The organism is Roseibium album, from assembly GCF_965233825.1.
Taxonomy (GTDB): Bacteria; Pseudomonadota; Alphaproteobacteria; order Rhizobiales; family Stappiaceae; genus Roseibium; species Roseibium album.
The window spans coordinates 4773050-4785725 of sequence record NZ_OZ247583.1; the positions used below are offsets into that span (position 1 = coordinate 4773050).

The 12676-nt window shown below is 52.9% G+C and carries 7 protein-coding genes; 5 read left to right on the forward strand and 2 right to left on the reverse strand.

The features are described from left to right. The first annotated feature begins 172 nt into the window (after positions 1–172). Positions 173–1513, forward strand: a complete 1341-nt coding sequence (locus tag ACO6TI_RS21790; protein WP_422383371.1) for a protoglobin domain-containing protein — start codon at positions 173–175, stop codon at positions 1511–1513. 350 nt (positions 1514–1863) lie between these two features. Here the strand turns inward: ACO6TI_RS21790 and ACO6TI_RS21795 are convergent, their stop codons facing one another. Continuing rightward, a complete protein-coding gene (locus ACO6TI_RS21795; RefSeq protein ID WP_196880153.1) occupies positions 1864–2619 on the reverse strand; it encodes a LuxR family transcriptional regulator in 756 nt (251 codons plus the stop codon). 796 nt (positions 2620–3415) lie between these two features. Between ACO6TI_RS21795 and lexA the strand changes: the two genes are divergently transcribed. Then, positions 3416–4126, forward strand: a complete 711-nt coding sequence (gene lexA, locus ACO6TI_RS21800) for a transcriptional repressor LexA (RefSeq protein ID WP_055121194.1) — start codon at positions 3416–3418, stop codon at positions 4124–4126. A 92-nt stretch (positions 4127–4218) separates the two neighbouring features. Here the strand turns inward: lexA and ACO6TI_RS21805 are convergent, their stop codons facing one another. Continuing rightward, the gene (locus ACO6TI_RS21805) at positions 4219–6426 is read right to left on the reverse strand and encodes a ComEC/Rec2 family competence protein (protein ID WP_422383372.1); all 2208 of its coding nucleotides are present in this window, start codon (positions 6424–6426) and stop codon (positions 4219–4221) included. A gap of 310 nt (positions 6427–6736) precedes the next feature. Here ACO6TI_RS21805 and gltX point away from each other — a divergent pair, with 310 nt between their 5' ends. The 3 genes from gltX to ACO6TI_RS21820 all read left to right on the forward strand — a co-directional run bounded on the left by gltX (position 6737) and on the right by ACO6TI_RS21820 (position 12525). Next, positions 6737–8161, forward strand: coding sequence for a glutamate--tRNA ligase (gene gltX, locus ACO6TI_RS21810; RefSeq protein ID WP_422383373.1), 1425 nt, complete (start codon positions 6737–6739; stop codon positions 8159–8161). A 233-nt stretch (positions 8162–8394) separates the two neighbouring features. Continuing rightward, positions 8395–9687, forward strand: coding sequence for a citrate synthase (gene gltA / locus ACO6TI_RS21815; protein ID WP_055121191.1), 1293 nt, complete (start codon positions 8395–8397; stop codon positions 9685–9687). A 411-nt stretch (positions 9688–10098) separates the two neighbouring features. Next, positions 10099–12525, forward strand: a complete 2427-nt coding sequence (locus ACO6TI_RS21820; RefSeq protein WP_422383374.1) for a methyl-accepting chemotaxis protein — start codon at positions 10099–10101, stop codon at positions 12523–12525. The last annotated feature ends 151 nt before the right edge of the window (positions 12526–12676 follow it).

Genomic DNA, 12676 nt, shown 5'->3' on the forward strand with positions numbered 1-12676 from the left:
TAAGTATTACAACGTAGCAATTGTAAGTTTTAACAGGAAGAAACTTACGACCTTTTCTTTACTGAAAGACCTGATTGTTCCCTGATCATCGTCAGCATCGAAATCATTCCAGCTTCAAACTGGAAATGTGTGGCTTGCAGTCGGCGTATGTCACAAGATTGGGATTGTCAGTATGACGCGGGATGTTGAAGTTTTTGATTGTCGCCTACGCTTTGCGCAAGTGGACGAAACTGTCATTTTGGGGCTCCAGTCTCTTTGGCCGGTCATCGAAAATGACCTTGATTGCATACTGACCGATTTCTACGATCATCTGCTGCAGTATTCAGAATTGGCGACAATGATCGGAGAGCAGCAAGGCAGGCTGGAAACCGCCCAGAAAGCCCATTGGGAAAAGCTGTTTTTACAAGGCTTTGATGATGACTATGTAGCCAGTATCAACCGGATCGGCCGCGTACATAGCCGGATCGGTCTGGAACCCAGATGGTACATCGCAGGGTACAAATTCGTTCTCGTCAGGCTACAGGATCTGATCGTCAGGAAGTTCCGTTTCTCGCCCGGCAAACTGTCCCGCGCGCTGTCTCATGTAACGACAGCCGTGCTGCTGGATCTGGACATGGCCATCTCGACCTATCAGGCGATTCTCATGGAGGCACAGGAAACCAGAACACGCGAACTCGATGATGCCATCGAGACATTCCAGGCGTCGGTCGAGGACCCCTTGGCAAATATCGGCATCAGAGCCGGTACGGTCGCTCAGGACGCGGGGCAGCTCCTGCAGGTCTGCGGATCCGCGAAATCCGAAACCGGATCAGCAACAGCTATATCGGAGGAAATCGGTATCAACGTCCAGACAGTAGCCTCTGCGACGGAAGAACTTTCTGCTTCAATACTGGAGATATCCAAGCAGGTGACCGGTGCCTCGCAAATCGCAAACCAGGCGCGCACGAATGCCGAGAGCACAAGTGGGGAAGTGGAAAGTCTCTCCGGGGCTGCCCAGAAAATTGGAGACGTGATTGGGCTTATTCAGGCAATTGCAGAACAAACCAATCTGTTGGCACTCAATGCAACCATTGAGGCTGCAAGAGCCGGTGACGCAGGAAAAGGGTTTGCGGTCGTCGCTGCGGAGGTAAAGGAACTCGCGACACAGACGTCCAGGGCAACCGAAGAAATCAGCCACCAGGTAGCGGAAATTCAGGGCGCCACAACAAACGCGGTCTCCTCGATCGGAACTATCGCCAATGTTGTTAGACAACTCGACGAAATGACGGCGTCAATTGCTGCCGCGGTCGAAGAACAAGGTGCGGCAACTGGCGAAATCTCAGCAAGCGTACAAACCGTTGCCGACGGCACGAACGTTCTTACAGGAAACATTTCCGGTGTCCTTCAGGCGATCGATTCCGCAGACGATACAAGCAACACCTTTTTGACAGCCGCACAGGAGATGGAACAGAGCGTCGAGACGATATCGTCGGAGATAACTGGCTTCTTCAACTCGGTCAGACAAATCCGCTGACGCCCGACCGACGGGAACGTATCGCACTGATCCTGATTGATAGCATCTGACATATCACTCCACAGACAGCAGCCAACTGTTCACGAAACTATGTGTCCGCAAATGAACACAGAAATGAAATACACTATCGAAAAAGTAATATTTTATGATTTCTCTGAAACATCAAATAGAATCAGAAATCAATCATGTTTAATCGAAAAATTTTTACAATGTAATTCTGAGGAGTTTAGCTAAAAATATATTTGTCATCTGTTTGAATATCTCCGTTTGGGCGAAGTAAATACCGGCGCTGCAAATCGGGTTGCAAATTTCGAGAGGGGTCACGGCAATCCTGCGCACATCGCAGCAAACTATCGCAGATTGATGTTTGCATGAGAAATCAGCCCCAACTCGTACGCAATCGCAATCATCTGAGCTTTGTTTTGAGCGTGCAGCTTTCTGCTGAGCGATGCGAGGTAGCCTGCGACCGTTGATTCGGCAACACCCAGGATAACTGCACATTCGGCGGAGGTTTTGCCCCTTGCAGACCACACCAGGCACTCCATTTCCCTGGCACTGAGGACAGTTTTGTCTCCAAGTTCGCTGATCAGCGCATACAAGCGGGAAAACGCGTAGAGGCCCATCATGTGCAACAGCGCACCTTCGCTGGGGGAAGGTATTGAACGTGTCCCGGAAAACCCTATCGCTCCTCGCCTTCCGGTCTTGTCGTGACAAGGAACGTAAAAATGGCGCGGCATTTTATGCTCCAGGAACAGGCTGATGGTGGCACTTTGCTCGTCCATTGGCCGCTGAACGCCCCCTTCTTCAAGGTCCACCACGATCGGGGTATGTTTCCTTCGCAATCCGTCGATGATTGGACTGTTTTCCAGCAGACCCAAACGATCATATTGGGCAACCAGGCTCCGTGGCCAATTGGATGCAATGAAGCTGGGGCGAATAAATTTCTCGGTAACCTGAGGAACGTTCAGTGCAACGTAATGATCAAACTGAAATTCCTGAGCGATCAGTTTCAATTTCCTGTAAAGCTCGGACGGGGTTTGCAATTCGTTTATCGACGAATAGAAATCGACAACAGATTCGAGTTGCGAATGAGTTGCTTCGGTCAATTACATACCCCACCCTGTCGAAGCTACCGATATTCCCAAGTATTTAATCGAGAAGTCGACGTCAGCAATCGATCTGTTCCTCGAATTTCGGCTTCGCCTGTTATTGAGGGAGTTCAAATACCAGATTAAGTTCGAATTCCTGCAAACGAATCGTCGCAGTGCAATTCAATTGCAACCGATAATTAGTGCAGCTGCCTTGAACGACAAGAACCTCCAGTCCACATCCCCGAACATTCCGCGAAAACGGGCGCTTCGACACCTGCAGAGTTGCAACCGATTGCAACAGGCCGTCCTGAAGACACTTCAATTGGACTGTCGCAAATAACCACGATGCAAACATCGGCACGCCCGAAAATCATCTGCTGGGAATCGCCTTTCGGGAATTGCCTGCGGACCAATCATCCACGAAAACAAATAACTTGAATCGAATTAATCGAGTTCGGTTAAGTTGACTGGCGCCACGTCCAACTTGGTCGCCTGACGACAACATTTGGCACCAGAAAATTCGTTCTCCCATTTGTTGCGACACCCGAAACCCGGCAATGCGAAATGACCTTCCGCGCATACCAAAACAGTCCGCAACACATTCAAAAAACACCTGAATCCAATTGAGACTGAAGTTGGGACCCAGTGCCAAAAGACCCGATGCCGCAAAATGTTGCCGGAGAGTTCAAGTCGGCTACGGTCGGACCGGAATAGAACAGTAAGAGAACATTTACCCTTGCAGAACACAATGGGAACAGGTAGATTGTTCTTGATTTGTACCAGCCCGTTCTTGTGGTCAGGGGAAGCCGACATGCTCACGCGCAAGCAGTATGAACTGCTCATGTTCATTCATGAAAGACTGAAGGAAACCGGTGTTCCACCCTCTTTCGATGAGATGAAGGACGCACTGGATCTTCGATCGAAATCCGGAATTCATCGGCTGATCACTGCACTTGAAGAGCGTGGCTTTATCAGACGGTTACCGAACCGGGCGCGGGCGATGGAAGTTGTTCGGCTGCCGGACTCGATTGCTCCGGGCCTTGGAACACCCAGACCCCGCGGGAGTTTTTCACCGGAGGTTATTGAGGGGTCACTGGGGAAATCCGAGCCGGCGCGCACCGCGCCTGCCCCCGAAGTTGCCGCGACCGAAATTCCCGTTATGGGTCGAATTGCGGCCGGTGTTCCGATCGAGGCCATTCAGACACACAGCCATACGATTACTGTCCCTCAGGAACTCCTTGGAAAAGGGGAACACTACGCATTGGAAGTGCGCGGTGATTCCATGATCGAGGCGGGTATTCTAGACGGCGACACCGTGCTCATCAGGCGAACGGACAGTGCCGACAGTGGTGACATTGTTGTGGCGCTGGTCGACGAAGAAGAAGCCACTTTGAAGCGGTTGCGCAAGAAAGGTGCCTCGATCGCTCTTGAAGCAGCCAATCCCGCATACGAAACCCGTATTTTCGGACCTGGTAGAGTTCGCGTGCAAGGTCGCCTGGTTGCGCTGTTTCGTCAGTATTGACACCCCTGTCCGGTCACATCGGCTCTCGTTGAAGCCGGAAACGGCATTCTAAAACTGGATCGCAGTGCGGTGGCGTGCAGGGTTGCACGTCGTCATTGCAATTCGGCGCGCGTCACACCCCCTCGCTCGTGCCATGGTCGTGGCGCTGCAGCGATTGCATATCGAATCTTGGTGACGTGGATTGCGTTGGCAATCTCGGTGTCATCATAAGTGGCTGGAGTATCTGGAGAGGAATTGATCTCGGGGAGAACCTCCGCGCTCAACCAGAGCGAGACTGCACCCCTGCCCTGCCTTGTGCCGCCGTCGATAACCAGCCTTGCCCCGCATGTCGCTGGCACGATTAGATCGCTTACGATCAGATCGGCATACCTGCAATCCAGCGCAAGTGCTTTCTGCGATTTGGGCATTGCTATCAGAAGCGGTGCGGGAGGACTTTCCAGCTCCTCGTCTCCGCCTACAGCTGTATATGCCTTGATGACACACCCATCCGGATCGCATGTCTTTTGGGGCGATTTCATCTTGTGCGACATGATTTCGTGCGCTGGAACACCTTCGGTCTGATACCAGACATCAACCAGGAACGTTCGCCTTCCGCCGAGCCAATTCAGATCTCCGTTGATGTCCCTCGCCGATATCCTTGTTCCGGTGGCAGCAATTTGAACATCAGGGGGCTGAGAAAACAGAACCAGAATCAACCCGACTGTGAACGGTACCAATGCGCATGATCGCCACCATCCCCGCAGTAGCAGACAGGCAAAAAGTGCGATCGAAAAGGCAAACGCCTCGAATGCAGTCAAGCGTCCGATTGCGCCGGCGCCTCCGTCAAGTTCGGCAACGAAGGCCGCGATCTTGAGCAAGAGAGTGATCCCCAGGGACATGGCCGCAAGAGGAAGGGATGCCAGGCCGAAAGGCATCATTATCATTGCGAGAACACCCATCGGCATCACCAGCAAAGTGAATACCGGCATGCCGAGAAGATTGCCCAGCATGCCGAGAGGCGCTACCCGGCCAAAATGATATGCGGCGATGATGCCTGTTGCCAGGCCGGCAACAAGCGCGGTGATGACGAGGCCGGCCATCCAGTTTGAAATGGTGGACCCGACACGGCCTGGCAGGTTTTGCTGACGCCGGTTTTTCCCGGCAAAAGGCTCGCGGCGATCGCGCCACGTTTCGTAAACAGCTACGAGGCAAATGACCGCGGCAAAAGACATCTGGAAACCGGGGGAAAACAGTCTCTCCGGGGCAAGCAGCAGCAACAGCAAACCGGCAAGCGCGACGCTACGCAGAGTTAACCCCCTGCGTCCGACGAGGATCCCCAGAAACACAAGCGTGATCATCAGGAACGAGCGCTGTGTCGCGACAGAAGCACCTGATACGGCCAGATAGAAAATAGCCGCCAGAAGAGCTGCAACGGCTGCAAACTTGTGAATTGGCCAACGCAGGGTCAACGGCGGCAGAAGAGCAAGAAGAAACAGAACAGCGGCATATGCACCACCGGCGAACAGCGCCATGTGAAGTCCAGATATCGCCAGGATATGGGCCAAGCCCGCCGCTCGCAGGTTTTCCTCCTGGGTCTCGTCAATCCCGCTGCGGTCTCCCACAAGCAGGGCAACAACAAGAGCAGTCTCCTGGTCTGCGGGCAGATGTGTCGCTATCCTGTCAGCAATCCGTTGACGTAAGACCTGAATCAGAACATCGGCCTTTTGCCAGACAGGCATTTCGCCATCTGAAAGCAACTGCGGCGCTCCAAAACTGAACCCGGTAGCGCCAATCTGCAAAAAGAACGCACGAAAGGAAAAATCATACCCGCCAGGCAGGACTGGACCTGACGGCGGGAAAAGACGTGCGCGTAATCGCACTCTGTTTCCGGAATTTGCCAGCGTTGCAGCAGGAACGCTGACACGCACTTTCGCCGGAAAGACAATATCCTCAATCGGGCGATCATTGATCGTTTCAACGGCGAGAACCAATCGGACACTGTTGGCTCGCTCCAATCGTTCAAGGACACGGCCGGTCAGGGAAACGTTCATTTCTTCGCCAAGACGCGGAGCGCTGACATAGGCTGTTCGAAGAGTAGCGCAGGTAAGCCCGGCCCAGAAGGCAACGCCCAGAAGGATCAGCGGATTTAGTCTGTCGCGGTATCCTCGCCAGACCGAAAACAGCACGCACACCAGAAGCGTAAGCACAAGAAAAGGCCAGAAAGGTTCCACCGGCAGCAAAACGTAACCTGCAATCCCGGCAGCAAACGAAAAGCAGATCCAAAGCAGCGCCTGATTTTCCCAGTGACTGACCGTAAACAAATCCGACTGCTGTTTGTTGAAATTCGAAAAGAAACGCCACACAGACTTCCGGGGCGTCCTTCGCCGATCACTTCCGCTGCCGCGGTCAGTTTCTATTTCAAATTGGGAATCGTCATAGGTAACCGCAGGCAGGCGATTTTCATTCTTTTGCGGTCGATCGTTACCGATCCTCAAGTCGCAGCTCTTCCCGTGCTGACACAAGAAACGAACGAGACACTATTTAGCCCCGACCGCGCCTGTGTTAAGACCGCGCCACACACTTGGCGCAGCAGGCGCTCCCATTCATAATGAGACTTCCAAAAAAATCACCATGACACAAGAGATCGTCACGCGCTTCGCTCCTTCCCCGACAGGTTTCCTGCACATTGGCGGAGCCCGCACAGCATTGTTCAACTGGCTGTTTGCAAAACACAATAACGGAAAAATGCTGCTGCGCATTGAAGACACTGACCGCGCGCGCTCCACTCCTGAGGCAGTTGATGCACTGATTGACGGGCTATCCTGGCTTGGCCTCGATTGGGAGGGAGACCCCATTTCCCAGTTTTCCCGTGTCGGCAGACACCAGGAAGCCGTCGAGCAAATGCTGTCCTCCGGCACCGCCTACAAGTGTTACAGCACGCCGGAAGAGATTGAGGCGATGCGTGAGAAAGCGCGCGCTGAAGGACGACCGCCACGCTATGACGGCACCTGGAGAGATCGTGACCCTTCCCTGGCACCAGATGGCGTCAATCCTGTTGTCCGGCTCAAGACGCCCCAGGAGGGTGAAACGGTCATCAACGACATGGTCCAGGGCCGCGTTGTCATTCCGAACAAGGATCTCGACGATTTGATTCTCCTGCGTTCGGATGGAACCCCAACCTATATGCTGGCGGTCGTCGTCGACGACCATGACATGGGTGTCACACACATCATTCGCGGTGTCGACCACCTGACCAACGCGGCAAGACAGACACTCATTTTCAAAGCCCTCGGATGGAACGTGCCTGAAATGGCGCATATTCCGCTGATACACGGACCGGACGGCGCAAAACTGTCAAAACGTCATGGCGCAACCGGCGCAGAAGCTTACCGAACGCTGGGGTATCTTCCTCAAGCCATGCGGAACTATCTGGCCCGCCTTGGCTGGAGCCATGGCGATGATGAAATCATTTCACTTGAGGACATGATCGCCTGGTTCGGAATGGATGCAGTCGGGCAATCCGCGGCCCGCTTCGACTTCAAGAAGCTTGAAAATCTCAACGGCCATTACATGCGCGCCACCGGGGACGCAGAATTGCTCGGGCACTGGAAGATTTATCTTCAACACGCAGATGGCGGCGACGCTGCGCTCTTCTGGCTATCGCAAAGTGACAATGAGCAAACGGCTCTGACGGCGCTACCCGGCCTCAAGGAGCGGGCAAAAACACTCGTGGAACTGACGGAAAGCGCGTCTTACCTTTGGCGGCAGCGACCATTGGACACGGACGAGAAGGCACAAAAGATCCTCAATGAGGAAGCCCGGACAATTCTCAAGGAACTGCACAACGTTCTTTCCACGGCGCCGAACTGGGGCTCGGAGACGTTGGAGGCATCGGTAAAGTCCTATGCAGAGGAAAGAGAACTGAAGCTTGGAAAAGTTGCACAGCCACTGCGTGCCGCGCTGACCGGGCGGGGAACATCACCCGGAATTTATGACGTTCTCATTGCGCTTGGCAGAGAAGAATCTCTCAAACGCTTAGAAGACCAGTCCGCTTGAGACTTTTCAGGCGGGTTGCAGCATTCCTCGTAGGATTGAAGTCGAGCCCGGTCTGGCAACCGGGCAAGTCCGCCTTTGACCAAAGCGTTATAAGGGTCAGCTTGCGGCAGTGCAGTAAATGGGCTACGCAAGACCCGAAAATTTCTCAAGTGCCGTCCGGCAACGAACTCGCTGGTGGAAATTGCGAGGTCCAAATCTGACGGGACACCAGGATAACGCAAAGGGGTTTCTGTATGGCCGACAACAACGCCAAGCTCAACGTCCGTGGCGCCGCCCACGACTTCGACGTTCTTGACGGGTCCATCGGACCGTCAGTCGTGAACATATCGTCCTTGTACAAGGACACCGACATGTTCACGTATGACCCGGGATTTACTTCAACTGCATCCTGTGAGTCCAAGATCACCTATATCGATGGTGATGAAGGCACGCTTCTCTACCGTGGTTACCCTATTGAACAACTGGCGGACCACGGGGACTTCCTGGAATCCTGCTATTTGCTGCTTTACGGCGAATTGCCGACGAAAGTTCAAAAAGACGATTTTGTCAGTCGCGTGACTTACCACACGATGATTCATGAGCAGATGAATCGCTTTTTCTCCGGCTTCCGCCGCGACGCCCACCCAATGGCGATCATGGTCGGAACAGTAGGCGCATTGTCCGCATTTTATCACGATTCAACCGACATCGCCGACCCGCACCAGCGCATGGTCGCGTCGCTGCGCATGATCGCGAAAATGCCGACCATTGCGGCAATGGCCTACAAATATCATGTTGGCCAACCGTTCGTGTATCCGCGCAACGACCTGGGCTACGCTGCGAACTTCCTGCACATGTGCTTTGCGGTTCCATGTGAGGAATACAAGGTCAACCCGGTTCTGGCACGCGCTATGGATCGTATCTTCATCCTTCATGCCGATCATGAACAGAACGCGTCAACGTCGACGGTTCGCCTTGCAGGGTCTTCTGGTGCCAATCCTTTTGCCTGTATCGCCGCCGGAATCGCCTGCCTCTGGGGTCCGGCACACGGGGGCGCCAACGAGGCTGCTCTCAACATGCTCTCTGAAATCGGGTCCGTGGACAATATTCCCGAGTATGTCGAACGCGCAAAGGACAAGGACGATCCCTTCCGTTTGATGGGTTTCGGCCACCGGGTTTACAAGAACTATGACCCACGCGCCCGTATCATGCAGAAAACAACGCATGAGGTTCTCGGAGAATTGGGTATCAAGGACGATCCGCTTCTTGACGTAGCCATTGAACTGGAAAAGATCGCGCTCAACGATGAATATTTCATCGAAAAGAAGCTGTATCCGAATATCGATTTCTATTCCGGTATTACACTGAGAGCGCTCGGCTTCCCGACAACCATGTTCACTGTTCTGTTTGCCCTGGCGCGTACTGTTGGCTGGATCGCACAATGGAAAGAAATGGTTGAAGATCCGTCCCAGCGAATCGGTCGTCCGCGGCAGCTTTACACCGGTGCAACTAAGCGCGACTACACTCCAATCGACCAACGCCGCTAGTGTGGGGCGCTTGATCTTCCTCATTTTGCCAATCGACAAATGCTCCCGAACTTCGGGAGCATTTTTATTTACGCAAAGGAAAAATAGTTGGAAAAGGAATAATATTCCTCCAAACGCCTTAAGTTAATAGAGCTGAAATTTTCATGATGGCAACCATAGAGTGCTATTGAATATTCATTTTCGAATGAAAAACAACGCCAAAAAAATCACCAACACCCTTCACCATGAATATGTATTATTCGTTTTTATACTCCATTTTTCATGTAAAAATAAGTGATTTGATATTTACATAAGTAATAAACCGTTTTTTTTCAAACAGATTTTTGAATTACACTAAATAATAAGGAATCATTGCTTATCCTCTGAACAGATTATTTGACGTTTCGGCGTCTGGGGCTTCGAGGGGATGACATGAAGTTTCTGAAATTTGCAACCGATCTCAAATTCGGCGTGAAAGTTGGCGGAAGTTTTGCTGCCGTGGTTGCTCTCACGGGGATCGTCGGCGGCGTCGGTGCCTACAGTGTCATGACCCTGTCGGAGAGAATGGAAATTTCAAAACAGTCAACATCCGCAATTGCGCAACTGCAAAACCTTGCCGGTAAGCGCGAAAGCTTCCTCGCGTCCCGAAATGTTGAAGCCGCAGATGCCGCACTTGTTGACATCGACACGCTTGGACAGGAACTGGCAGTCCTTGAAGAACGTTTGAAAAGTGAAGACACCGCAAAAATTCAGGTTGCGGAAGCTGCTACCGCAGTAACGGACTTCCGCAAGATCTTCGAGAACGTCGTTGCCCTCACCCAGTCGCAAGCTGAAAAAAGAGCACAGCTGGAAGAAGCCGTGACCGGATTTGAAGCAGCTGCAGGGGATATTCTCGGCAAGGCGATCATTGCCCGGATTGGTATCAGTTCTGACGATACAAATGCGCGCAAAACGATGGTTGGCGCCAACAAGGTTGGTCAGGCGGCAGCGAGTTTTCAGGAAGAAGTTTTGACCCTGCAAAACCTTTTTGCCGCCGCTGCAAACAATGCCGCGCAGATCGCCGAGGTAAAGGCCCGGTTGCAGGCATTGTCGCCTTCAGCAATGGCTATGGCGGGAAACAGCTTCGACGGCATCGATAGGGAGGATTTCAAAAATCTCGCTGCAAAGACGGAAGAAGTTGTCGCAATTCTCGACAAATTGTCGACGACGAAGGACTACATCGCAATCTTCGACCTCACTGACAGCGCAAAACTTGGTTTCGATGAATTGGTTGCCAACGTAAAGAAAATCCAGACGGATACGGCGGTTGCGATCGATAGAGTCAACAAGCAGGCAGAGGAAATCAATCAGAATTTCTATGCCGCGGACAACGTGTCCGGCACCGTGATGCAGCTCGAAGCGGATGCGAACGCGGTCAAGGCTGCGATCTTCTATTTCATGGTATCACCTGATGAAGACACGCAAAATGCAGTGTTGACGGGTCTTTCGAGTTTGAACGACCTGACGACGCGTCTTGAAGAAAGTGCGAAGGATTTCCCGGCAATCGTCGAGAAAGTCCCCGATGTGCTTTCCGCTCTGACCACCTATGGTTCGACGTTTGAAGGCCTTGCGGCCAATCAGTTTTCGCTCGCCTCTGAAATCAGCGCGATGAAAGACCTGTCCGAAACGGTCCAGGCCCGGATTTCAGCCATCTCGGCCGGCCAAAGCGCAGCAGCACAAGCCTCCAGCACAAGTGCATTGAGTGTCATAAGCATTGCTCTCCTCGCAGCAATCGCAGCCGGAGCAGGCCTCGCATTTGCGCTCAATTTCGCTGTCACAAGGCCGCTGAGACGGACAACTCAAACCATGTCCCTGCTTGCAGACGGTGATACCGAAGTTGATATCGAGGGTACGACCCGAGGCGACGAAATCGGTGACATGAGCCGCACCCTGCAGGTATTCCGGGACAACGCTGTTGAGCGTGTCCAACTGCAGTCGGACACGGAGCACGAACAGCAAATTCGCGAACAGCGCCAGGCAGCGATCGAGCAGCTCATCACCGGATTTCGGGAAAAGGCTTCAACCGTCCTCAATTCTGTTGGTGAAACCGCAAGCACCCTTGATGGCACGGCTCAGGATCTCAATTCGATCGCCAGCCAAAACTCCAGTCTCGCAGACAGCACTTTCGGTATAACCGACGAAGCAACGCAAAACGTTCAGACGGTTGCGAGCGCGGCGGAAGAACTGGCTGCGTCTATTGCCGAAATCGCCAGGCAGGTCAGCCAGACGACACATGTCGTTGGACGCGCGACGGAAGGTACTCAAGTGACCAACGAAAAGGTCCAGAGTCTTTCCAGTGCTGCAACGAAAATCGGGGAAGTCGTCAGTCTGATCCAGGCCATTGCAGAACAAACAAATCTGCTCGCGTTGAACGCAACGATCGAAGCTGCCCGTGCCGGTGAAGCCGGCAAGGGATTTGCCGTTGTGGCAGCTGAAGTCAAGGAGCTTGCGACCCAAACGTCCAAGGCAACGGAAGAAATCGGTTCACAGATTTCGGAGATCCAAAGAGCAACGAATGATGCCGTCTCCGCGATCCAGGAAATCACCGACACCATGGAAGAAGTCAACGAATACACGTCAACCATTGCTGCAGCCGTTGAACAACAGGGCGCGGCCACCAATGAGATTTCAGTGAATGTTCAACGCGCCGCCGAAGGAACCGGCTCTGTGAAAACCAACATGTCTGATCTTTCACAGGCCGTATCTCAGACAAGTCAGTCCGCGAGCCTGGTGCTGAGTGCTTCCTCGGAACTGGCCCAAAAAACTGAAGTGCTGAACCAGGAAGTCGGGCATTTTCTGGACAATGTCGCAAACGCTTGAGAAGACCGGTTTCGGCACAAAACGCGATCGTTCAGCCATGAACCAGCCGAAAGAAAAATATTGTCAGATGTCGTTTTCCGGTTTCACGGGAGAGCCTGTTTGGCCGGTCGAGCCATGAAAAACCCGTAGATCCGGAAAACGTCAGCCAGAG

Bases quoted from the DNA above. Each gene is read 5' to 3' on its own strand.
- ACO6TI_RS21790 (WP_422383371.1), top strand. From the start codon at position 173: ATGACGCGGGATGTTGAAGTTTTTGATTGTCGCCTACGCTTTGCGCAA.
- lexA (WP_055121194.1), top strand. From the start codon at position 3,416: ATGCTCACGCGCAAGCAGTATGAACTGCTCATGTTCATTCATGAAAGA.
- gltX (WP_422383373.1), top strand. From the start codon at position 6,737: ATGACACAAGAGATCGTCACGCGCTTCGCTCCTTCCCCGACAGGTTTC.
- gltA (WP_055121191.1), top strand. From the start codon at position 8,395: ATGGCCGACAACAACGCCAAGCTCAACGTCCGTGGCGCCGCCCACGAC.
- ACO6TI_RS21820 (WP_422383374.1), top strand. From the start codon at position 10,099: ATGAAGTTTCTGAAATTTGCAACCGATCTCAAATTCGGCGTGAAAGTT.